Source organism: Acinetobacter sp. 1566109 (assembly GCF_000582255.1).
Taxonomy (GTDB): domain Bacteria; phylum Pseudomonadota; class Gammaproteobacteria; order Pseudomonadales; family Moraxellaceae; genus Acinetobacter; species Acinetobacter nosocomialis.
Window position 1 is genome coordinate 64,373 of sequence record NZ_JEYB01000002.1, and the last position, 24,173, is coordinate 88,545.

The 24,173-nt window shown below is 37.5% G+C and carries 23 protein-coding genes; 10 read left to right on the top strand and 13 right to left on the bottom strand.

Annotated elements, in window-relative coordinates; translation table 11 throughout:
- Nucleotides 1–79: 79 nt before the first annotated feature.
- Complete coding sequence (locus J582_RS06595; RefSeq protein WP_032047535.1) at nt 80–661, bottom strand: YidB family protein; 582 nt, start codon at nt 659–661, stop codon at nt 80–82.
- A 99-nt stretch (nt 662–760) separates the two neighbouring features.
- Nucleotides 761–1,222 (bottom strand): DUF6231 family protein, encoded by a 462-nt coding sequence (locus tag J582_RS06600; RefSeq protein ID WP_002049924.1) that lies wholly within the window; start codon nt 1,220–1,222, stop codon nt 761–763.
- A 39-nt stretch (nt 1,223–1,261) separates the two neighbouring features.
- On the opposite strand from J582_RS06600, the gene J582_RS06605 reads away from it, so the two are divergent.
- On the top strand, nt 1,262–2,131 hold the full coding sequence (locus J582_RS06605) for a DUF2797 domain-containing protein (RefSeq protein ID WP_022574615.1): 870 nt from the start codon (nt 1,262–1,264) through the stop codon (nt 2,129–2,131).
- Nucleotides 2,132–2,175: 44 nt separating this feature from the next.
- On the opposite strand, the gene J582_RS06610 is transcribed toward J582_RS06605, so the two are convergent.
- Genes J582_RS06610 through J582_RS06625 form a run of 4 tightly spaced genes read right to left on the bottom strand, consistent with a single transcriptional unit; the run spans nt 2,176 to nt 7,209 of the window.
- Entirely contained in the window at nt 2,176–3,294 is a 1,119-nt protein-coding gene (locus tag J582_RS06610) for an ABC transporter permease (protein ID WP_032047536.1), read from the bottom strand.
- 4 nt (nt 3,295–3,298) lie between these two features.
- Nucleotides 3,299–4,423, bottom strand: coding sequence for an ABC transporter permease (locus J582_RS06615; protein WP_032047537.1), 1,125 nt, complete (start codon nt 4,421–4,423; stop codon nt 3,299–3,301).
- A gap of 10 nt (nt 4,424–4,433) precedes the next feature.
- Entirely contained in the window at nt 4,434–6,197 is a 1,764-nt protein-coding gene (locus J582_RS06620) for an ATP-binding cassette domain-containing protein (protein ID WP_032047538.1), read from the bottom strand.
- Nucleotides 6,190–7,209, bottom strand: a complete 1,020-nt coding sequence (locus tag J582_RS06625; protein ID WP_032047539.1) for an HlyD family efflux transporter periplasmic adaptor subunit — start codon at nt 7,207–7,209, stop codon at nt 6,190–6,192. The genes J582_RS06620 and J582_RS06625 overlap by 8 nt, the downstream gene beginning before the upstream one ends.
- A gap of 116 nt (nt 7,210–7,325) precedes the next feature.
- On the opposite strand from J582_RS06625, the gene J582_RS06630 reads away from it, so the two are divergent.
- Nucleotides 7,326–7,967 carry a CerR family C-terminal domain-containing protein gene (locus tag J582_RS06630; protein WP_032047540.1) on the top strand — a complete coding sequence of 214 codons (642 nt, stop codon included), beginning with the start codon at nt 7,326–7,328 and terminating at the stop codon, nt 7,965–7,967.
- Nucleotides 7,968–7,970: 3 nt separating this feature from the next.
- Here the strand turns inward: J582_RS06630 and lpxB are convergent, their stop codons facing one another.
- Nucleotides 7,971–9,146, bottom strand: a complete 1,176-nt coding sequence (gene lpxB, locus J582_RS06635; RefSeq protein WP_032047541.1) for a lipid-A-disaccharide synthase — start codon at nt 9,144–9,146, stop codon at nt 7,971–7,973.
- A 220-nt stretch (nt 9,147–9,366) separates the two neighbouring features.
- Here lpxB and J582_RS06640 point away from each other — a divergent pair, with 220 nt between their 5' ends.
- The 8 genes from J582_RS06640 (at nt 9,367) to J582_RS06665 (ending at nt 18,751) form a co-directional block, all read left to right on the top strand.
- Nucleotides 9,367–11,502: a TonB-dependent siderophore receptor gene (locus J582_RS06640; RefSeq protein ID WP_032047542.1), complete on the top strand. Its 2,136-nt coding sequence runs from the start codon at nt 9,367–9,369 to the stop codon at nt 11,500–11,502.
- A gap of 60 nt (nt 11,503–11,562) precedes the next feature.
- A complete protein-coding gene (locus tag J582_RS06645; RefSeq protein WP_212750366.1) occupies nt 11,563–11,862 on the top strand; it encodes a hypothetical protein in 300 nt (99 codons plus the stop codon).
- Entirely contained in the window at nt 11,855–13,411 is a 1,557-nt protein-coding gene (locus J582_RS06650) for a PepSY-associated TM helix domain-containing protein (protein ID WP_032047543.1), read from the top strand. Before J582_RS06645 ends, J582_RS06650 begins: the two co-directional genes overlap by 8 nt.
- Nucleotides 13,408–13,704 carry a hypothetical protein gene (locus J582_RS0104345; protein ID WP_032047544.1) on the top strand — a complete coding sequence of 99 codons (297 nt, stop codon included), beginning with the start codon at nt 13,408–13,410 and terminating at the stop codon, nt 13,702–13,704. The genes J582_RS06650 and J582_RS0104345 overlap by 4 nt, the downstream gene beginning before the upstream one ends.
- Before the next feature lie 138 nt (nt 13,705–13,842).
- Nucleotides 13,843–14,730 carry a sulfite exporter TauE/SafE family protein gene (locus J582_RS06655; protein WP_032047545.1) on the top strand — a complete coding sequence of 296 codons (888 nt, stop codon included), beginning with the start codon at nt 13,843–13,845 and terminating at the stop codon, nt 14,728–14,730.
- Nucleotides 14,731–14,826: 96 nt separating this feature from the next.
- Nucleotides 14,827–15,936: a 3-deoxy-7-phosphoheptulonate synthase gene (locus J582_RS06660; RefSeq protein WP_016805781.1), complete on the top strand. Its 1,110-nt coding sequence runs from the start codon at nt 14,827–14,829 to the stop codon at nt 15,934–15,936.
- Nucleotides 15,937–16,072: 136 nt separating this feature from the next.
- Nucleotides 16,073–16,564 carry a hypothetical protein gene (locus J582_RS0104350; RefSeq protein ID WP_032047546.1) on the top strand — a complete coding sequence of 164 codons (492 nt, stop codon included), beginning with the start codon at nt 16,073–16,075 and terminating at the stop codon, nt 16,562–16,564.
- Between the two features lie 66 nt (nt 16,565–16,630).
- The gene (locus J582_RS06665; protein ID WP_032047547.1) at nt 16,631–18,751 is read left to right on the top strand and encodes a TonB-dependent receptor; all 2,121 of its coding nucleotides are present in this window, start codon (nt 16,631–16,633) and stop codon (nt 18,749–18,751) included.
- 47 nt (nt 18,752–18,798) lie between these two features.
- Here the strand turns inward: J582_RS06665 and J582_RS06670 are convergent, their stop codons facing one another.
- The 6 genes from J582_RS06670 to J582_RS0104355 form a co-directional block, all read right to left on the bottom strand.
- Complete coding sequence (locus tag J582_RS06670; RefSeq protein ID WP_032047548.1) at nt 18,799–19,539, bottom strand: adenosylcobinamide-GDP ribazoletransferase; 741 nt, start codon at nt 19,537–19,539, stop codon at nt 18,799–18,801.
- A gap of 108 nt (nt 19,540–19,647) precedes the next feature.
- A complete protein-coding gene (locus J582_RS06675) occupies nt 19,648–21,216 on the bottom strand; it encodes a histidine-type phosphatase (protein ID WP_017392824.1) in 1,569 nt (522 codons plus the stop codon).
- A 127-nt stretch (nt 21,217–21,343) separates the two neighbouring features.
- Nucleotides 21,344–21,943 (bottom strand): histidine phosphatase family protein, encoded by a 600-nt coding sequence (locus tag J582_RS06680; protein ID WP_032047549.1) that lies wholly within the window; start codon nt 21,941–21,943, stop codon nt 21,344–21,346.
- On the bottom strand, nt 21,936–22,991 hold the full coding sequence (gene cobT / locus J582_RS06685) for a nicotinate-nucleotide--dimethylbenzimidazole phosphoribosyltransferase (protein ID WP_032047550.1): 1,056 nt from the start codon (nt 22,989–22,991) through the stop codon (nt 21,936–21,938). The genes J582_RS06680 and cobT overlap by 8 nt, the downstream gene beginning before the upstream one ends.
- Before the next feature lie 2 nt (nt 22,992–22,993).
- Nucleotides 22,994–23,512 carry a bifunctional adenosylcobinamide kinase/adenosylcobinamide-phosphate guanylyltransferase gene (gene cobU, locus J582_RS06690; RefSeq protein WP_032047551.1) on the bottom strand — a complete coding sequence of 173 codons (519 nt, stop codon included), beginning with the start codon at nt 23,510–23,512 and terminating at the stop codon, nt 22,994–22,996.
- Nucleotides 23,500–24,126: a 2'-5' RNA ligase family protein gene (locus J582_RS0104355; protein WP_032047552.1), complete on the bottom strand. Its 627-nt coding sequence runs from the start codon at nt 24,124–24,126 to the stop codon at nt 23,500–23,502. Before J582_RS0104355 ends, cobU begins: the two co-directional genes overlap by 13 nt.
- Nucleotides 24,127–24,173 lie beyond the last annotated feature (47 nt).

Sequence of the window (24,173 nt, forward strand, 5' to 3'; positions counted from 1 at the left end):
AAAGGGCTTATGCCCTTTTATTTTATTGTACCAACAAAAAAGCCGATAATTTTTATATCGGCTTTTTTTAATCTCAATCTTATTTTAAGAAACTGCTCACAAGATTCATCACGTTTTGAATGTCTTGATTCGCTTCTTGATGATCTGTACTTTCACCCTGTGGTGTTAAAGAATCAATAACCTGAGGTAACACAGACGCGATCGCGCCGTAAACTTGCTCTTTTGGCGCTTGAGTCTGCTGGGCAACTTGTTCAACATCTGCAGGGTTAAATAAGCTTTGCAGTTGCTGAGTTGGAACTTCACTATTACTTTGATTTGGATCAACCCAACTTTGAACTTGACTACCTAAACCGGCACCTTTTAACTTTTCTAAAGCAGCCTGTAAACCACCTTGTTGTTGAACCCAGCCTAAGATTAAAGGTACTACAGCAATTAATAAACTTTGTACACTGCCACCAGCTTGAGGTGTATTGTTATTTCCAGTCACTTGGCCTAATACCGAACCTAATACACCACCTAGACCACCAGAAGAAGTATTACCACCCATTTGTCCCAATACAGAACCTAAAATTCCACCTAAACCACCTTGACCTGATGCTTGCTGGTTCCCGCCTAAAGCTTGCTGAGCCAAAACTTCTACAATGTTGCTTAAATTTGTCATGAGTAACTCTTATGTATGGTTTATACAGGAGCATACGCGTTTTTTTGTTAAGACAGCAAAAGCGAAATTGTTAAATTTTGAAAGAGATTAAATAGCCTTTTACCAGCGGAATTTATTCCAATTTTCCGGGTTTGCCCAAAATTTTGAATTAAACCAGTCTGGAACATGTTTATAGGTCAAGATATTAAATTGCCATAAAGCGAAATCACTATCATGTGAAGTTTTATCGATGAGTTGCGTGAACCCCAAAGAACGTAATAGCTGTTCATCACTGCGTTTGCTTACCACAACAATTCGTTTTGCTAATAAATCTCTTAACTTCACTAATAATTGTGATTTATGTACATCGCTAACGCTTTGCATTTCATCTGTATCAAACAATACAAAACCTAAATCATAACGCTGAGTAAAAGGCAGACTTAAAAGCTCAGTTACGGTAAAATAGTGCCATTGAATTGCGTTATTCTGGTCAATTTTCTGGCCAATACAAAGTGCAGTATGAATGGGCTGTTCGTTTGATAAATCGTCTAGCATAGAAGTGATGACATTTTGTTCAGCCATAACTGCAACCCTTAATTGAAAGATGTGAGTTTAAACTTTATGGAACTACAAGGCATTTGCCATAAAATGCATGCAGGCCTAAAAGATGCTAGTGTAACTGATCAACAGACAACCAAGGCAAATGTTGAATACAAATTTGTATTAGACCGTTCAGAAATTGATCTTCCTTTTAATTTAGGACAAGAACTAGAAATCGAATGGACAGGTAATATTTATTGCACATCTTGTGGCGCCAAAACACCGAAGTCCTATTCTCAAGGTCACTGTTTTAAATGTTTTAAAACGAAAGCTGAGTGTGATCTTTGCATTATGAAACCTGAAACATGTCACTATCATTTAGGTACATGTCGTGAAGATGACTTTGCCCACAGTGTATGCTTCCAACCACATATTGTGTATTTGGCAAATTCAAGTGCTTTAAAAGTAGGAATTACCCGTGTTAGCCATATGCCAGGTCGCTGGCTAGATCAGGGAGCAACTCAGGCTTTACCTATTTTAAAAGTTGGATCACGTCGTTTATCTGGTCAACTTGAAACCATGTTTGGTTCCCTAATTGCTGATAAAACTGACTGGCGTAAACTTCTCAAAGGCGAAGCTGAACCTCTAAATATGGTTGAACAACGTGATCAATTAATTGAAGAGTTTGCACCTAAAATTCAAACTATACGTGAAGAGTTTAGCCAAAATCTTGAATTTAACGAGACAGTTGAATTACTAGAAAATGAGTTACCGCGTGAGTTTGTTTATCCTGTTGAACAATATCCTGAAAAAATTAAGTCTCTAAACTTAGATAAAACACCAAAAATTCGTGGTTTATTACAAGGTATCAAAGGCCAATATTTAATTTTTGATATTGGTGTTATCAACATTCGTAAATATACGGGTTACGAACTGATCGTACGTGCATAAGTAAATTTAAAAAGCCCCTAAAATGGGGCTTTTCATTAATACGATTAAGATAATCTATTCCTAAATAGCCAAGCTGCTAAAGGTAAAGTGATCAGTCCAAGTATGATCATTGGAATAAAATTAAATTGAACTTGTGTAAAGTTTGCTCCTTCCAAATACACCCGTTGTACCAAATTAATTCCAAACCTTAAAGGATTTGCGTAAGTTGCTATTTCAAGTGCTTTTGGCATATTTTCTACAGGTGTCAGTAAGCCTGAAAGCAACATCAAAGGCATAATTAGTAGAAACGTAAATAGCATGGCTTGTTGCATATTTAATGATAATGCAGAAATTGATAAGCCCACTCCAACTATAGCCACGTTAAAACTCAATAACCCAAAATAAAGCAGCCCAATAGAGCCATTCATGGGAATTTTAAACCAGAACAAAATAATCAATAAAATAATAGTTGACTGCATCAGTCCTACAAAAATTGGCGGCAAAGCTTTACCAATCATAATTTGTAATGGCGTATACGGTGTTACTAATAACTGATCAAATGTTCCCTGCTCACGTTCACGTGCGACTGACAAAGCAGATAAAAGTAGTGTCTGCATCATACTTAATGCCGCAATTAATGAAGGCATTAAGCTCCATCGAGACTCTTGATTTGGGTTATACCATGTTCTTGTTTCAAGGCTAATAGGTAAAGCTGAATTAAATTTTTGCTGATTAAACTGTCCAACTATTTTGTTTAGATATGAACCTGCTACGACTGCGGTTGATGAATTCCTGCCGTCAACAATCACCTGTATAGGAGAGTTTTGGTTATTATTTAATTTACTCTCGAAGTCTGAAGGAATCGTGATTACAAGCAATACCTGACGGTTATCAATCACCTGTTTGATTTGTTCGGTATATTGAAGTGTTGCAACACGCTTAAAAATACCAGAGCCATCTAATTTTGAGATGAGTTCATGTGAGACTTGGCCATTGCTCTGATCTAGAATTGCATAATCCACACGGTTAACATCATAAGTTGCAGCGTAACCAAACAAAAGTGCTTGCATCAGTGCTGGTACAAATAGAATGACTCTATTTGCAGGGTCACTAAAAATAGTTAAGAATTCTTTTTTGACTAAAAAACTTAAATGCTTCAGCCACGTGATTAATTTTTGCCACATAACTTTATCTCAACCGTTTTTTTAGTGAAAAGTTCACGGCACATATCAAAACAACAATATATCCCAGTAAAAAACCGCATTCTTTAAGCCATAACTTCCAGTCATCACCTCCCATAAATAAGGTTTTAATTAAAATCATAAAATGTGTAGCTGGCAGTAACTGGCTAATAATTTGCACCACTAAAGGTAAGTTACGTGTATCGAAAACAAATCCTGAAAGCATAAGTGCGGGCATAAAACTTGCCAATAAAGCAATTTGACTTGCCTGAAACTGACTTTGAGCAAAACCCGATATGGTTAAACCAAGTAATAAAGAAACAACTAAATAGAGAAATGAAGCCGATAAAACTGAGAATAATGAACCGCGCATGGGTACTTCAAAAATAAAATAGGCAGCAATAATACAGATTACGATATCAATCATGCCGACAACAACATAAGGAATGAGCTTTGCTAATACAATTTCAAATGGTCTTACAGGTGTGACAAATAAGGCCTCTAGTGTTCCCCGCTCCCTTTCACGAGCAATAAGTAAACCAGTTAAAAATGCACCGATTAAAGTTAAAATTAATACCATTAAGCCAGGGACTAAAAACCAAGTACTATTAGCAGATTCGTTAAACCATATTCGTTGTTCAACATTAATGGCACTTGACGTTGCTAATATTTGACCACGATCAACTTGTATAGACGCCGCGGTAGCCAAAGCCCCTGTAATATAGCCCTCCAAAGCTGTTGCTATGGTGGTGGATGTACCATTTAATAGTAGTTGAGCCTTTGCATTACCTTGTTGTGTCTGACTCGTAAAATCTGAAGGAAAGTGCAAAATGGCATCAATTTCTCCATCTCGAATGGCCTGTCCTGCTTTAGGTAAACTAGGAAACTCTTGACTTGCTAAATATCGCGAACCCTTTAAACCCGCTAAAATCTGATTGATCTGTGGTGAGGACTGATCAACTACGACACCAACTCGTGCCTGATTTAAGTCAAAGGAAAGTCCATAACCAAACAATAAAATTAAAATAACAGGCAAAACCAGACCAATCCCGAGGCTGCTTTTGTCACGAATGAGCTGCTTAGTTTCTTTCCTTACTAACGCTGTCAATCGATTCCAAAATCCAAAGCTCATTGTAGACCTCCTAAACAGCATGCTTTAAAGCACGGGCTTGCTCTACAATTGCTATAAAAGCCTCATTCATATCACCAATATGCCTATCTCGGCTGGCTAAATCGCGTACTTGTTGGGGTGAGCCTAAGGCCAATAATTTTCCAGCATCTTGTATGGCGATGCGGTCACAATATTCCGCCTCCTCCATAAAATGAGTCGTAATAATGATGGTAATTCCCTGATTTGCTAGCTCGCCAATGCTGTACCAAAATGAACGCCGTGCAAGAGGATCTATCCCGCTCGTAGGTTCATCTAAAAATAAAATTTCTGGTTCATGCAACAGTGCTGCAGCCATAGATAGTCGTTGTTTATAACCACCGGGTAAATCACCACTTTTAATATGAGGTTTTAAATCGTATTGCTCTAATGCATTATCAATTTGTTGATTTAGTTTTTTGCCTGTTAGACCATAGGCCCCACCAAAAAACTTCAAATTTTCTAAAACAGTTAAATTGCTATACAGTGCAAATTTCTGAGAGACATACCCCACTTTGCCTCGTGCCTCAGCACGAGCTGTGCGTAAGTTTTTACCAGCAACTTCTAGATAACCACTACTTGCTGGTAACAATCCACATAACATCCGAAATGTTGTGGTTTTACCCGCACCATTTGGGCCAAGTAATCCAAATATTTCGCCTCGCTTTACATCAAAGGATGTATTGGCAACGGCAGTAAAATCGCCAAAGGTTCTGACTAAATCTTTAACAACAATGACGGGTTGTTGTGATTTTAAATTATTGTTTTGTTCTAAATGAAAATTCTGCTCAGGAACAGATACATGTTTTCTTTGCTTTTGAGTCTGCTGCAACAACATCATAAACGCATCTTCAAGTTCGGCTGATCGCCTATGAGCGACTAGCCCCTGAGGTAAAATATCTGTTGATAATTCTTTTTGGCGACTGATAAAGTTTACCTGTTCACCCTTTGGAACAGCATCAATAATGTCAACAGAATTTCCAAGCAATTGGGCTTGTAAAGTCCGTGCCTTAATTTGCTCTGAAAGTTTTACTTTCCATGTTTGTCCATGTGCTATTTCTTTTAATTGCTCAGGTGAGCCTTGCTTTAAAATTTTGCCCTCATACATGATATATACATAGTCATACTTTTCTGCTTCATCCATATAAGCAGTACTTATAATAACGCTTAAATTTTCTTCTTGAACAAGCTGTTCAATAATAGTCCATAAATCTCTTCTTGATAAAGGATCTACTCCAACACTAGGCTCATCAAGCAATAGTAATTCTGGGGAACGAACTAACGTACATGCCAGTCCTAGCTTTTGTTTCATTCCACCAGAAAGTTTCCCTGCTGGGCGTTGAATGAATTGAGTAAGATCCGTTATTTCTAATAACCGTTTAAATCTTTGACTGCGTACATCTTTGGGAACGCCATGTAAATCGGCATATAAATTTAAATTTTCTTGTACACTTAAGTCTTCATATAGACCGAAACGTTGTGGCATATAACTAATACGGTCTTGCACAGCTTGAGGATTTTTATCGATATCAAACCCAAGCACATTCAGAGAACCTGAAGTAGCTTTATATAGTCCAGCAACTAATCTTAATAAAGTTGTTTTTCCTGCACCATCTGGGCCAACTAAAGCAGTAAGTTCTCCTTTATTGATTTGCATATCCAAATCATCAATTGCCTTAGTATCTGCTAACTTTTTATTTTCACTTTTAAAAGTCATCGATAAATGATGGGCTTGAACCACTACATTATTATCAGTCATGAGCTTTCTCACCTGAAACAAGTGGTACTTTTACAGTCACTGGTTGACCCATTTTCAATTGATCATTCGCGTCATTTACGTAAACTCGAACTTCATAAACTAGAGTTGTTCTTATCTCATCAGTCTGTACAGTTTTAGGCGTGAACTCAGCCACAGAAGATATATAGCCAATTTTTCCATTGATAGGTTGATTCGGATCAGCATCTCGAATGACCTGTGCCGTACCACCCATATGAATGGAACTCAAATCTTTTTCATTTGCATATACACGAACCCATTTTGGATCGGTCAAGGCCAATGTATAAACTGCCTTTTGCGCAGTGGTCATATCTCCAACTTCTTGTAGTCGCGCTCTCACAACTGCATTTACAGGAGACTTTAGTACAGCTTGAGTAAGGTTATAGTTGATTAGATCTAAATTCGCTTTGGTTGCGTCATATTGTGCTTTGGTTGCTTCTCGATCCTCTTGTCTAGCGCCTTTAATGACCAATTCTAAATTAGCTTGTCTTTCACGGACCGCTGCTTCAGCACTATGTTGATTACTTTTGGCATAGTCGAGTTCTTGTTGGCTAATTGCCCGACCATCCGTACTACTCACCAATATTTGTAACCTTTGCAGGTTTTTACTGGCTTTATCTAAATCAGCTTGAGCAGAAGCGAGTTGTGCTTTTGCTTGGGTGATTTCTTCAGGGCGAGCTCCGACTTGTTGTTTAACGATAGCTTCTTGTTGAGCTTTGAGTTGTGCTTGGGCTTGCTTTGCCTGAATTTGTAATGCATTAGTATTCAGAGTTGCTAATACTTGACCGGCTTTAACTTTATCGCCCTCTTGAACTAAGAGTTTTTCAATACGGCCCGACTGTTCAAATGCAAGTGAAACTTGGCGTATATCCACGTTTCCATATAGAGTCAAATTACTATCTTCTTGATTCTTAGTCTTATATCCCCACACCCAAAAACCGATGACAACCAGAGCTATAATAACTAGGACTATGGCAATCACTTTTTTATTCATCTTATTATCCTTTATTAAATTCAAATTTTCTTAGTTTAAATTCAATTTAAATTTAAATTACTCCAATCTTTGAATAAAAGATATACTTTTATGGTGAATGAAAATTAGGTTTAAACATGTCCAGATCTAGACGAAGTGATGGTGACTTAACAAAGACTAAAATTATTGAGGCAGCAGGACCATTAATTGCCCAGTATGGTTTTGCAAAAACAGCGAACAAAACAATTGCTAACGCTGCTAATGTCGATTTAGCTGCAATTAACTATCACTTTGATGGTCGAGATGGTTTATATCAAGCAGTTTTGGTGGAAGCACATGCCCACTATCTAGATGAACAATACTTACTAGAACTTGTCGAAAGCACTTACTCTCCTGAAGAAAAATTGAGTTTACTACTTGAAACTTTACTGCATAAATTGACAGAAAAAGATGTCTGGCATGGCAAAGTTTTTATTCGTGAACTGTTTTCACCTTCTGAGCATTTATTAAGTTTTATTGAACTTACAGGTATGAGAAAATTTTTTCTTATTCGTAAGTTAATTAGTCAAGTTGCAGGTTTAGAGGAAAATGATCCAGCGGTTTTACCATGTATTTTAAGCGTGATGACACCTTGTATGATGCTCATTATTGCTGGACCAAATACTCAAGCACCTGAGCCTCTTAAAAATATTGCTCAGATGCCATTGCATGATTTAATTGAACATTTCAAAAAATTTTCATTAGCAGGATTAAAAGCAATTAGCCAATCAAAATCCTAAAGGTTAGCTATTCAGACATTTCAAAATAGCCTGAACAGGATCTTCCGTATTTCCAGAAATAAGTTGTTTATGCATGGTTAAATGTTGCATTACTTGAATTTGCGCCGTTTCAACATTCATTAGTTTTTCTATTTCAGCTGCTAAATTTTCTGGCGTAGCATCTGCCTGAATCAGCTCTTCAATAACTTTTTTACCCGCAATAATATTCGGTAAAGAATAATAAGGAATTTTGACCAAAAGCTTAGCAATTATATAGGTCAGCCAATGCAATTTATAGAAAGTGACCATCGGTCTATGCATTAACATTGCTTCTAATGTCGCAGTCCCAGAAGCTAAAGCAATAATATCACTTGCATTCATGACCATACGGCCAATTTTCGATTCGCTATCTGTATTTTCTAAAATATTAATGCAAGCCTTTAAATGAGGTGCTAGTTGTTGAACACCCTGCTCAATCTGTTGCTTACGGGCATCATTAATGGCCGGAATCAAGAATTGGATATCTGGATATTTGGTATGCAAAATATTAGCAGCACCCAGTAACATAGGAAGAAGTCGCTCTACTTCACCTTTTCGGCTACCTGGTAATAAAGCAATATACTTCTGATTTTCATTAAGACCCAATTGCTGTTTAGCAATTTGAATTGGATTTTCGAGTGGTAATTGTTTTGCTAGTGGATGACCTACAAAGGCCGCTGGAACTTCATAGCGCTCATAAAAGACTTTTTCAAACGGAAATAAACAAAGTACTAAATCTATACTCTGTTTAATGCCATGTACACGTCCTTGGCGCCACGCCCAAACAGATGGACTCACGTATTGAACTGTTTTGATCAGAAGATTCTTTTCTTTAATACTTTTAGAAAGTCTGAGGTTAAAATCGGGTGCATCAATACCAATAAAAATATCAACCGGTTGCTGAGTCCATTGGTTAATTAAACCATCTCGCACGGCAAATAGTTTTTTTAAATCTTTTAATACCTCAACAATCCCCATTACAGATAAAGTTTCCATTGGATAATAACTGTTAAAACCCTCAGCAATCATTTGGGGTCCACCGATTCCTTCAAACTCAGCATCGATTCCTTGTTCACGGAAACTACGCATAAGTTTCACACCCAGTGTATCTCCAGAAACTTCCCCAACTACAATGCCTATTTTAAGTTTTCGATTTGCCAAGGCGATTTACCCAAAAATTTGAAATAATGCATTCTAGCATAGAGGCTTATTAATCTTGAACTTGCTAAATATATATGGCTAAAGCCAGCAGAAGCACACCACAATCTAAAATTACACTCATGCACTATCTTTTAATCAAAATTAACAATGCGATTTGAATTGTAGCTTACATTTACAAACAATAAAATAAATGAGAATTATTTACATTATCTTTACTATTATGACCATCCCACCTCGACCATTTAAACTTTCTGTAATCGCCTGCGCGATTTGTTATGCAAATCTCACTTATGCTCAAGATGCAAATATACAAGCTTTGCAGACGATTCAAGTTAAAGCTACAAGTACAGAGCAGTCTTCTGAACAAACCAAAGCCTATAATGTTAAGAACTCTAGCAGTGCAACTAAGCTTAACATTGAGGCTAAAGAAACGCCTCAAACTATTAATGTCGTTACTCGTCAACAAATTGAAGATTTTGGGCTTACTAGCACCCGAGATGTTCTAAACAATACACCTGGGGTCACAGTAACCAATCAGGAAACCGAGCGAACTACTTATATGGCTCGTGGTTTTGAAATTTCAAATATTTTAACTGACGGCGTAGGTTTTCCCCTCTCAGGTTATAACTATAACAATACTAATCCTGATACTTATTTTTATGATCGTGTAGAAGTCGTTAAAGGTGCTGACTCTTTAACGAATGCATTTGGTGACCCAAGTGCAACCATCAATAATATTCGAAAACGCCCAACCCAAGAATTTCAAGCAAGCGGCGGTATAAGTTACGGGTCTTGGGATACTCAGCGTTATGAGGCTGACGTATCTGGCTCAATTCTACCAAGTGGAAAAGTCCGTGGTCGCATTATGGGCTATGAGCAAACTGGTGACTCATACCTTGACCGATATTCTTCAGAAAAAAATGGTTTCGCTGGTATTGTTGAAGCTGATTTAACAGATACAACATTACTTACCCTAGGTTATAGCCAAGAAAAAAATAAACCGAATGCAAACAACTGGGGTGCTCTACCCTTGCTTGATGCCAACGGCAAACAAATTTCTTATGATCGCTCCTATAACCCAAACCCTAACTGGGCACATTGGGATAATGAAACACAGAATGCTTTTGTTGAATTAAAACAGAAAATTAATGATCAATGGGCAGCTAAGCTAACTTATAACTATCTTGATAGTAAGCATAACAGTCGCCTCCTTTACTATTATGGTTACCCAAAAGCTGATGGTTCAGGAGTGTCTTTGACACCATGGGGTGGCCAAGAGCATCAAGAACAACATGCTGTAGATTTTAACCTTGAGGGAACTTATAAGCTCTTTAACCAAGAGCATGAAGCAACGTTAGGTTATAACTATGTACGTAGTCGTCAACACGATAAACAATCTACGGGAACAATTAACGATAGTAATGTTATCAATTCGACCACCACAAACTGGGCAAGTTGGACACCTCAATCTATAACGTGGTCAGATTTCTCTGAAGCAGCGAACTATACGCAAAATATAGATTCAATTTATGCTGCTACCCGCTTACATCTCAACGAAGATTTAAAACTGTTGCTTGGCGCAAACTATGTGAAAGCCGAGAGTAAAGGCGAAAGCTATGGTTCGCCTATGGAATATAGTGAAAGTAAAGTTTCACCGTATGCGGGCTTAACTTATAACTTTACACCTGAATATACAGGTTATATGAGCTATACTTCAATTTTCCGTCCACAAACTGGTATTGATCAAGATACCAATCAAGCTTTAAAACCAATTGAAGGTAAAAGCTATGAAATGGGTGTAAAAAGCTCATGGCTAGATAACCGTTTAACTGGGACGCTTTCAGTATTTAAAACCGAACAAAACAATTACCCACTACGTAACTCGGACGGAAATCCACTTAATCGAAAAGTGCCAACCAGTGATTTAGAATCACAAGGTGTCGAAGTCGGGTTATCTGGTCAAATCACTGATAACGTCAATCTTGCTTTTGGCTATGCTCAATTTAGTATTAAAGATATAAAAAATGGTGGCGAAGCGAGAAAGTATAATCCAAACCAAACCCTTAATTTGCTGACTACCTATACACCATCAGTTTTACCTAAGCTGAAAGTTGGCGCAGGGCTACAATGGCAAGATGCCGTGAAGCTATACGACTCGACAGCAAACAGCACCATCAAGCAAGATGCTTATGCCTTAGTAAATTTAATGGCGAGCTATGAAGTGAATGATCACATTACGCTCCAAGCCAATGGAAATAATATTTTCGATAAGAAATATTTGTATAGTTTCCCTAATGGTCAAGGCTTTTATGGACCCTCAGCCAACTATACGGTTGCTGTAAAGTTTAAATATTAAACGCGTAGCCAACTCCACTTTAGGTGTTGGCTTTCTTTTATTTTTTATGTGCCAGTAAAGATGTCCAAAACATTAAATCTCCCTATGTCATATCGTATAAAAGTTTTCTATCGATTTTTAGTCGTTTTCGCTATGGGTTATGTCTGTATGGCTTATTTAAGTCTTGGGCTTACTGGTATCTTCTATTTGACTCTAGATAAACCTGAAGCCATTTATTTGGCAGCATTTATCTCTATTTTGTTTTATGTATTTTTTGTGATGGTAGGTTTTTGCATTCAATCATTATGGAAAGTGACTGGGCTATCAATCGTGCTATTTACCCTTTTCTTTATTGTGACACGGATGGTGAGTTATGCATAAAGGTATACGCCAATCTATGGCATGGCTGCATTCATGGACTGGATTAATTTTTGGATGGCTCGTATTTACTATTTTTTTAATGGGGAGTTTGTCGTATTACCGCCATGAAATTAATTTATGGATGCAACCAGCACTTGCACAGTACGAAATAAAACAAGATGTGGCCATTAAAACAGCATATCAGTACTTACAAAAAAACGCTCCAGATGCCAAATCTTGGTATTTAACTGTTGCTACCGCAGAAAGTCCTGCTAACACCATGTATTGGGAAAAACCAGACGGTGGTTATGGAAATGCAACACTTGATGCAAATACTGGTCAAGAACTAAAACTTTCAGCAACTGAAGGTGGTGACTTCTTCTATCGTTTTCACTATCAACTTTTTGGTATTCCGATATTAATTGGACGGCTCGTTGTATCTTTAGCAGCTTTTATTATGTTAATTGCCTTAATCTCAGGCATTATTACCCATAAAAAAATCTTTAGCGACTTTTTTACTTTACGGACCTTTAAGTCTCAGCGTTCATGGTTAGATTTTCATAATGTTTCATCTGTTATTGCACTGCCCTTCTTTTTGACTATTACTTTTACAGGCTTGGCTATTTTCTTCTATTTATATCTTCCTTGGGGAATGCAAAAACTCTATCCAGATAATCCCTATCAATATTTTACCGAAATTCGCACAAAGACGGTCTCTGAGAACCAATCGATTCAACCTGCTCAAAACTTAGCTATTGAGAAGTTATTGAGTCAAGTTCAGCAACGTTGGGGAAATCAAACTTTATCAACCATGAGTGTTAAAAACCCAAATACGAATCAGGCTCAAATTACATTTATTCAGCAAGAAGACCGTTCTATTACCCGTAATCAAGCACAAATCACACTAGACGCGTCAACTGGCAACGTCTTGGGTGATACATGTAATCATAGTCCTATTGCTACACTTTATGCTGGAGTATATGGCTTACACATGGCAACTTTTGCTCAGCCTTTACTTCGCTTAGGGTTGTTTTTCTCTGGTATTTTAGGATGTGTAATGATTGCATCTGGCTTGTTACTTTGGAGCCTAAAACGCCAACTTCAAAAGAAAAATAGTAAGTTTCATTTTGGGCATTATTTAGTTGATCGTTTAAATGTTGCTACATTTATAGGTTTGCCTTGTGCAACACTTGCTTATTTATATGCAAATCGATTGTTTACAGTCACGACAACTACTATCAATTATGAAATTTATAGCTTCTTCTTGGTGTGGTTAATAAGCTTGATTATTGCGCTCATCACTAAAAAACAATATTTGTGGCGAACTCAACTTGGCATCTTCATTTTGCTTTGTATAGCACTCCCTCTCTTAAATATAAGTTATTTGCTAAAAAATCATTATGACCAAAACTTTAACGCTTATTGGGATTTTGCACGCATAGATATTTTTTTCTGGTTATTTGCAGCCTTAGCCCTTTTCATATTTTTTAAAATTAAACCGATTCAACATAAAGCCGTAGAAAAAATTCAAAAAAAGCTGAATAAGTTAAATATTGAGGTGAATTCATGATGTTCTTTGTATTTATCCTGACTTTACTAGGCATGTATTTACTATTCATATCGACTGAAAAGTATCGCTCATCGAAATCAACTGGTCATTTCAAATCTTTAGCTCAAAAATATTATCCATTGTTAAGGATATTGGCCTTTTTACTATTTGCGTTGAGCGGGTTTATTCTCATCAAAAAATATGGTTTTTCAATTGGTTTTGTCAGCTGGTGGATCTTTGCAACACCCCTTACCTTTTTACTCATACTTTGGCTTAACCCCTTAAGAGCTTTGAAATCATCATCTAAGTCATGAATTTGAATAAAATTTCATCAAAATAGGCATATTTTTGATTGCTTAGCGTTTTTTTGCATAAGTAAATCATTATTCATGACAACTGTTTATCTCTAAAAGGAATAAGATATCTGCGTTTCGTGATAAGTGGCGATAAAGATGTCTGGTGCTTTTGAATTTATCTTAGCGGGTATGTTAGTTGGTTTCTGTGTAGGGATTACAGGAGTTGGTGGTGGGTCATTAATGACACCAATTTTAATTGGTCTTTTTAGAATTGAACCGCATATCGCAATTGGTACCGATTTACTTTATGCCGCAATTTCAAAGTTTTGTGGATCAATGGTTCACGCAAAAAAACTCAATATCGTGTGGCCTATCGTTTTATGGCTAGCAGTCGGTAGTATTCCTGCATCTTTCGGTACTACGTGGGTATTGGAACATTATTTAAGTCAGTCAACACACTATAAAGCCGTTTTAACAATGGTTTTAGGCTTTATGCTGACTTTGACTGGTGTTTCTATTATTTTCCGTTCTCGTATTGAAAAGTTCTTCAGTAAATTCCGAAATAAAGAGAATACCCAAACTGAAAATGAGCAATTAGCTGTTCAAAACAAGCGTACCTATATTGTCATTATGGGTATCATTTTAGGTGTATTCGTAACCTTATCGTCTGTTGGTGCTGGTGCCTTTGGCATTATGGCACTTGTGATTATGTTCCCGAACTTACCAATGATTCGAATTATTGGGTCAGATGTAGTACACGCCGTATTACTTACCCTAGTTGCTGGTCTTGGACATATGAGTGCGGGTAACGTCGACTTTATGCTACTTATGTGGTTATTAGTGGGTTCTATTCCGGCAATTATCATTGGGACATTAATTAGCTCTCGTATGCCGGAACGCTTAATCCGAAAAATTCTAGGGATTACCCTATTTGCCCTCGGTGTTAACTTTATGGTTCACCCAGTCAAAGCCAAACCAAAAGCAGCTGTGGTACAACAACAAGCAGTAGTTGCTGAAAAAACAAGCAACTCGACTGAAAGATAGTAAAATCAATAGGATTTTTCCAAACTGAAATACCATGAGATGTAGCATTTTCATAATTATTTCATGGTATATTCAGTACACAAAACAACCTTTAGTATGATCGAACCAGTGACAGCAATGACTACACATTCAAATTCCGTTTCCAAGCCAGATATCGACGACGTTAATATTAAAAGCATCCAAACTCTTGTAACACCTGCCGAGCTTAAGTCAGAACTTCCTTTATCTGATGTTGCTTCACAAACTGTCCTAAAAGGTCGCGAAACTATTCGTAATATTTTAGATGGTTCAGATAAACGTTTATTTGTCGTTATTGGTCCTTGCTCTATTCATGATCCAAAAGCTGCTCACGAATATGCTGACCGCTTAAAAGCGCTAAGCGAAAAGGTTAAAGATACTCTATATCTAGTTATGCGTGTTTATTTTGAAAAACCACGTACAACAATTGGCTGGAAAGGCTTAATTAACGATCCAGATATGAATGACTCATTTAACATTGAGAAAGGTCTACGTATTGGTCGTAAACTTTTACTTGAGTTAAATGAAAAAGGTTTACCTTGTGCAACTGAAGCACTTGACCCTAACTCTCCACAGTACTACCAAGATTTAATTTCATGGTCTGCGATTGGTGCACGTACAACCGAGAGCCAAACTCACCGTGAAATGTCTTCTGGCTTATCATCACCAGTAGGTTTTAAAAATGGTACAGACGGTGGTTTAACTGTCGCAACCAATGCCATGCAGTCTGTTAAATATGGTCACAGTTTCTTAGGTCTTAACGAAGACGGTCAGGTTTCAATTATTAATACAAATGGTAATCCTTATGCACACGTAGTATTACGTGGCGGTAATGGTAAGCCAAACTATGATGCTGGCTCTGTTGCAGAAGCAGAAAATGCTTTAGCAAAAGCAAAAGTTAGCAACAAAATCATGATCGATGCGAGCCACGCAAACTCAAATAAAGACCCATACTTACAACCGCTTGTTCTTAAAAATATTACTGAACAAATTTTAGATGGTAATAAGTCTATCGTAGGTATTATGGTCGAAAGCCACTTAAAAGGCGGCCGCCAAGATATTCCTGAAAATCTTTGCGACCTTGAATATGGTAAATCAGTCACTGATGGTTGTATTGATTGGGAAACTACCGAAAAGACATTGCTTGAAATGCATGAAGCTCTAAAAGATGTTTTACCTAACCGTTAATTCATCTTTTAAAGATTGAAGATTAAACCCTCATTTTTGAGGGTTTTTTTTATTTTGTTTGGTCAGAATTCAGCTATGACAGCTATTCGTTTTTGATTATACTTCGACGAGTTTTTCCACTACGACCGCCTAAAATATGGTGCTGAGTTTCCGTCAACATTTGCTGAAGTGGCGCACGCTTTTAAGTGCTATCACTTTGCTGTGTTTACTATGGCACATTTTTTTGCCTACTCTTGTGCAAATTGGCATCGTACCTGAGTTGTATACTATGCCTAGTCACTGCCAACCAGTTGTATTAGAGCATTCAGCCCACCAACAAAATTTTAATATGGAGCAGCATCACGCTTCACATGCTCATCATCATATGGAATCTGTTCAAGATAAATTTCATAGTTCGCATGCTCAAGAAGTCTTTGCTCTAGCTACTCAAATCATGAAGCATTGCCCGTTATGTACGCATGGCCTAGATGCAGCAATTTTAATTCCACTCATTGCTTTGATTTTTGTTTTAATTTTACGTTGGTTTAGCCGTGTACGATGTCTGTGTCATACGTGGACCATACAACTAGAACGCCCCCTTACTTTCTATATTTTACCGATTAAACACGCCCCACCAACTGCTCTATAAAACCATAACTTTTCTCATCCCTATTTTCAGGGATTCAAAATTTATTGCTTTTTATAGGGTCATTCTATGTCATCCCTCAAATTTCGCTTATCTGTTTTAAGCGCAGCATGCTTATCTGCTTCAACTAGCTCTCTAGTTTTTGCTGAAGACTTAACACCAGCAAACAATGACACAAAAACCTTAGCAACGATTGTGGTCACGGCAAGTCGCGAAGGTGAAATACTGAATAAAACTCCAGCTGCAATTAGCCAAATCAATAGTGAGCAAATAGAAAATAAACATGCCACTTTTATTGGACAACTTGTAAACCAAACACCAGGAGTCTTGATGAATGATCTTGGTAATGAACAGCACATGATGTCTATACGCCAACCCATGACTACTGCTGCTGTTTATCAATATCTAGAAGATGGCCTTTCAATTCGACCTGTAGGTGTGTTTAACCATAATGCCCTGTATGAGATGAATATGGCGGGTGTAGACAATATTGAAATTTTACGTGGACCAGCAAGTAGTGTTTATGGAAGTAATGCAATTGGCGGAACCCTCAACTTTTTAACCAAGGCGCCGAGTGCCACACCAACAGCAGATATTGATCTGAGCGCAAGTAGTGAAGGTTATCGCCGTGTTGACGTGGGAGCTTCTGATACCTTTGATACTCGTACTGGCACCCATGGGTTAAGAGTTTCTGCCTATGCCAGTGATCGTGGTGATAGCTGGCAAGATCATGCCGAAGCGGATAAACAAAGCATTACAGTACGTCATGACTGGCAAATTTCTGATTCAACTAAACTGAAAAATATATTTACCTATAACCACTTATATGCAGATATGACGGGTAGCTTAAATTCTGAAGATTATAGTCAACGGCCTGGCTATAGCTATCAGACATTTACTTACCGGGAAGTAGATGCAACACGTATATCCTCCCAACTAAGTCATGACTGGAATGATCAACAGCAAAGTCAAATCACTTTATATTATCGGGATAATACAACCGAGCAAAATCCAAGCTATAACATAAAAACTGACAAGAAAGATGGAGTTGCAACAGGAACTTACAGCGGGCAAACCACTTATAATAGTTTTCAGTCCTATGGAGTCAACCTACAACACTCAGCAACTTTAGGCCAATTCAAGTTAGTCGTGGGTAGTATGGCTGAGCACTCACCGACTCAGGGCAGAACTAATGATATTGAAGTTTTTCGAGATCCTGTTACACGTATTTATACGAGTTTTAAACAGCGAAAGCTTTTACGTGATTTTGATGTCGACGTTGATAATGAAGCGATCTATGCTCAAGTGAATTGGCAAGCTTTGCCTAACTTAAACTTAGTCGGCGGCACACGTTATGACTGGATTCGTTATGACTATCAAAATAATTTAACTCCTTCTAATGTTACTGGCGCTCCAGATGAAACAAGAAATTTTCATAAGGCTAGTCCAAAATTAGGAGCAATTTGGAATATTACTCCTCAAATCGACTTCTATACAAACTGGTCACAAGGCTTTGTTCCACCAGAGGTCAGTAGCCTTTACGGCGCAAATTTAGTTACGCCGAATTTAACTGAAGCAACTTTTACCAATATTGATGCAGGTATCCGTTTTAAAACATTCAATAACCGATTGGATGGTGAAATTACGCTTTATCGTTTAAATGGCGAAGATGAAGTCATTAGTTATACTAAACCCGATAATACCCGTGAACCACGTAATGCAGGTAAAACTCTTCATGAAGGTATTGAAGTCGGTGGAACTTGGCAAATTTCCGATCAGCTTGACCAAAAATTGAAAATTTCTGGTAGCTGGGCTCGTCATCATTATGAACAATTCCAGCCGTCAGCTACTATTGATTACAGTGGAAATGATATGCCGAGCGCACCAAAAACTTTTGGTACGCTTGAATATCAAATTAAGCCAATCCCCGAATTATTACTTTCAGCAGAAGGTGTATATGTAGGTTCATATTGGATTAATGACGCCAATACTCAAAAATATGATGGTCATACGGTACTCAACCTGCGTGCAAACTATCGTAAAAAGGCCTATGAAATATATGGTCAGATTTTAAATGTGGCAGATACACATTATGCTGAAAGCACTTCTTTTAGTAATAATGAAGTGAGCTATACACCGGCAGCTCCACGTACATATTTAATAGGTCTACGCTATCATTTTGGTAATTAAGTAAATTTAAGTTTGTGGTCACAGCTGGCCACAAACGATTAATTTAACTATAAATAAAAACAACTTAAGACAAAAGTAAAAAGCAGAACGGTTTCACTAATTTCAATTGTAGCGCCCACGGTATCTCCCGTAATGCCATCAATTCGTTTTATAAACAGATATCTTAAATAAATCAGGCTTATTAAAAAACCAATTACAGCTATCAGTCCTTGCCATTCCCAATACAAAGGTAACAGTAAAATTAATGCAGCTACTATCCATGAAACAGTTTTAGGCAAATGGTCTGTCAAAGAACGACCTAAGCCTTTTTCGCGAACATATGGTGTAGTTAAAAACAAAATAGATGGCACCACACGTCCAAGTGCAGGAACAAATACTAAGAATAGCGTTTGATATTGTTCAATCAATACAAAGACCAAAGCAAACTTGAGCAAACAAATGATAACTAAGCTCAGCACTCCAATTGGGCCGCAGCTCGGATCTTTCATGATTTGTAAAGTACGTTGTTTATCCCCAAAGCCACCTACCCAAGCGTCAGCTGTGTCGGCCAGTCCATCTAGATGCAATCCCCCAGTCAGCCAAATCCATAAAGTAAGTATAATTGCGGCAAGTAAAACAACGGGTAATTTGGCTAAAAGACAGGCAACAAGAAAAAGTATGCCACCAATAATCAGCCCAACCAGTGGATAAAACAAAATAGCCCGACCATTTTGTTGCGCCGTTGGTGTAGTCTTTAACTCAATAGGTAGAACAGTTAAAAATTGCAATGCAATCCAAAAAGGTGCCATATCCCACTCTCTAACTGATCTATATATAAAAACAAACTGAATTATGAGGAAATAAAAATGGGAATAGCAATCCCTATTCCCATTAAACACTTCAAAAACTGTGAAAAACTACTGTATTTGATAGCACTGCTTTAATTTGATGTAGTCGTAGTAAAAACTAGTTGGTGTGTAACGCGCATAGTTACACGCAGATTTAAATAAAGTCTCTTTTTCGTTATAAAGCATCTTCACTAAAGTCGAGCCTTGACTATTTTGATAAACATCCCACTGTATGTTGGCTGCCATAGGTGAAACTACTTCACCACGCCATGTACTTGTTGAATAGTTATAAGTCTGGCGTAGTGGTAAAGGCTGCATCATATTATGCAAATCCAAGCTAGTTGCCAGAGGAATAATAATTTCAGCATGGGCAAAACGTAAAACTGCTTTATATGGTTGAGCTTTATTTACAACAGCATCAACTTGTTGGAATAAATCTTGTTTGAGTCCTTGAGCAATTTCACTTGTAACTTGGTTCGACTCTGTGAAACTTGGACCTTTTTCATAAAAATCATTGGCATCATTAAACTCAGCATAAAATTTTGCGGCTTCCAAAGGCATATATTTATCAAAATCAACACCTTTTAACTCATCTTTCATACCACCAGAAATTGAATAAAGCTCATAAACATAAGCCGCAGCATCTACTGCACTAGCAATGGTATTTTTACCCTTACCTTTTTCTGTAATTTGCTCACCTTTTGGTGAAGTTACTGTAAAAGAACCATTATTGCTAAAACTATAACCTGTCGTACCAAGTTTTTTAATAAAGTCTGCTTTAAAAATCGGAGTGAGTACGGACTGGGCAATTTTTTCTGCTTGAGTATTCTTGGATAACTCACTCAACTTTTGGGCTAAATCTTTATTGTTTGCTTCGAAATCTTGATAGGCCTGACTCGCATCATAAATTTTTTGTTGGCTAGCACTAAGTGGTTGAGTTAAATCTTCAGTCGCATTTAGACTATGAAAATAAAGTTTAAAACGATCAACACCCCCGTCTACAAGACTAGGAACACTTGAACTCGATAAATTGGTATAAGACACAGGAACAATTTTATCTTTCAGCTGAGGCTGTTGTTTTATCAGTTCAGCAGTGAAGAATTTAGCACTATCCACCGCACGATCTACCCCAGAACTTTGTACCAATATAGATGCTTGAGAGTTTACAAGTGTTGGCAAGCGCTGTAATAGGCGATCGGCAATCCCGCGGTGTTCTAAAATACCGGTCATGGTTTCATTTCCATAACCGTATTGGCGAATACCTTCAACCCCATAGCCCAATAAAATATTGGCTTTCATCATGGCTTCCAAGTCAGCACCTAATTGCTCACCCAAAGGCGTTAAAGCATTTTCTGTTTTCGCCTGTTTCCATAAATTATAAAGTGCTAAATCATATTTAAGACTTGATAGTCCTCTCGAACCGTGTCGCGCAACCAATTCTGTAAAAACTGGCTGGAACCCATTTGGAGCTTGCTCATAATTTTTTAGATCTTGCTGTGGTTGATAAGGTGTTTTGGTTTGATAATATTTTGATGAATTTGTAGATGGTGGAGTTTGAACTTCTTGATCATCATTATTATTACAAGCCACGAGCAATAATGAGGCTGCAAGCACACTAGTTTTAAATAAAATATTCATAAGCCAAATAAGTAATTAATTAATAAATGCCAATAGCTTAATTTTTAGTAATGACAGTTCTATTACATAGTTTAAAATATCTTTATAAAAATAATAACTTACAAGTGTATAAAAATATAAAATTCATCTATCTCAACATAAAAGTTAATTGACCATCTGCTTCAGAAAATTCAAAAGAATATAATTTCCCAAGCTCTGCCGACATTTTAAGTAAGTCATCTAAAGGTTGCTGCTCGGCTAAACAAGCCAATAGCTTAATCACCCCCCCATGAGTAACAACTAACGCATGCTGTAAATTATGTTTTTGCATATGCGTAAGCAAATCCTGCAAGCCTTTCAGAATCCTTTTTTGAAACTGGTTTAATGTTTCAGCGCGAGGTGGACAATATTGACTTGGTTTTTGCCAAAAGTTTGCAAGTAATTCAGGTGAAGTTTCATAAATTTGCTGAGTTGAGATACCTTCCCACTCCCCAAAATACATTTCTTTTAAGTCATGATTTATAAGTAAAGGGAGTTCTGCTGTTTTGGAAAGTTCCTCAGCAAAACAAGCACATCGTTTTAATGAGGAACTTACAATAACATCCCATGTCTGGTCTGTGACTTGCTCAATGGTTGACTGCATTTGCTGCCAACCTTTTGCTGTTAACTCATCATCTAAATGCCCACGTAAAGTATGGCTATACTGACTTTCACCATGTCTGAGCAAATCGATCCTAAATTTACCCAATTTTATCCCCGCTTACAGCAGCTTGAGCAAAAGTAGCCATTTGGTTATGTAAGACACATGCCATGTTAACTAATGCCAAGGCAGTACCAGCCCCACTACCTTCGCCTAAACGCAAGTTCATCTTTAAAATCGGGTCAGCATTAAGTTCTTGTAAAATACGTAGGTGTCCATATTCAGCCGATTGATGACCAAATAACATCCAGCCACGTACTTTAGGGTTCATTCGCACTGCACATAAAGCGGCTACAGAACTAATAAAACCATCCACAATCACAGGTAAACCCACTTGCGCACAGCGAATATAAGCACCTGTAATTGCCGCAATTTCCAAACCACCTACAGCACATAGTGTTTTAAAGACATCACCAATGACATGTTTATGGTGAAGTTCAATTGCCTTTTCAATTACTTCAATTTTATGTCTTAACTGATCGGCACCAATTCCTGTACCAACTCCCGTTAATTGCTCAGCCGTATCATTTAGTAAAAGACAGGCTAACGCAGAAGCTGAACAGGTATTTCCAATACCCATTTCACCCGCAATATAAATATCTGCACCATTCGCTTTAGCAGTATCTACACTTTTTTTCCCTAACTCTAAGGCAGCACGGCACTCATCAGCATTCATTGCAGCTTGTTTGGCAAAATTTGCTGTGCCGGCACGAATACAGTGACGTTCAACACCTGCATATTGGTACGGTTCACCTACTGTGCCACAGTCAATGACTTGTAAATGGGCTTGATGATATTTAGCAATAACACTAATTGCCGCACCGCCAGTTGTGAAATTTTGCAGCATTTGACGGGTAACAGCTTGGGGATATGCAGAGATATTTTCTTCAACTACACCATGATCACCTGCAAAAATTGTAATCCATGGATGGTTAACTTGTGGATGTGCATTTGACTGTAAACTGGCAAGTGTAATTGCAATCTGCTCTAAATCACCTAAGGCACCTGTAGGTTTGGTAAGTTGGAGTTGATGTTGCTCAGCTTGTTGTTTTGCGTCCAGATTAGGTTTCTGTACAGATTCTAACCACCAGTTCATTTTTATTTCTCACCTTTTAAAATCATTGGAAAACCCGCCACACAAAACACAACCTTATCTGCAATTTGCCCTAAGGCTTGATGTAGCCTTCCTGCTTCGTCGACAAAACGGCGGCTTATTTCACCGAGTGGCACAACGCCTAAACCCGTTTCATTACTTACTAAAATGATTTCTGACTGGAGTGTGGGTAAAACTTTTAACAGCTGTTCACACTCAAATTGTTGAACGTTTTTATCTTCTAAAAGTAACAAATTGGTTAGCCAAAGTGTTAAACAATCCACCAGAATAATTTGGTTAGGTCTATCAATTTCTTGCAGAGTTTTTGTTAAAAATAATGGTTCTTCAACCAAAGACCAGTGAGCAGGACGATGATTTTGATGATGGGCAATCCGGCTTTGCATTTCAGAGTCAAGTGCTTGCGCCGTCGCCACATAAGTGACAGCTAATTGCATAGATATGGCCGTTTGTTCAGCCAGTCGGCTTTTACCAGAACGAGCACCACCTAAAATCAATTGCAACATAGCTCACCTAAAAACAAATGCTGATACGGATACAGCTGCCCTTGTAAAATTTGAGCCTCATAATAACCAAAGGTTAAATGCTCAACTTTAAGATCAAATTCAGCCTGATCGTATTGTACAGGTAATTGAGAAATTTTTTGTAAAATCAAATCACTACTATAGTCTTTTTTATACAAACCCAATGTAATGTGCGGATAGTAATCTAAAGCGGCAATTTCATTAGAAATTGAGCCTAATTTTTGACGTATGAACGATAAGATATTTTCTTTATCCTGAATTTCTACAAATAAAGCACTACTAAAACTATCAACCGAACCAATTTTTAATTGAAATGGAGCAAAATTTTCTTGTATTAGAACTTTCTTATGCTGCTTAAACTCAGTCAAACTAAAATCATCACAGTGAACTTTAGTTTCATGAGTCAAGAAACCGCATATAAACAGCGTGACATGATATTGACGGTGATTAGGCTCTACTAGAAATTCTGAAAAATGCGCACGCAATTGATCCAGATAATGAACTAATTTCTGATCATTAATTTCTAGATACCATAAAGCGTAATTTTGACGCCCAAGGTACCATTCGGGATAATCCCGCATAGACGTCGGCACCATGAGTGTGGAGGGTTTTAACAGCACAGTTTTAATTCAAAATCATACAA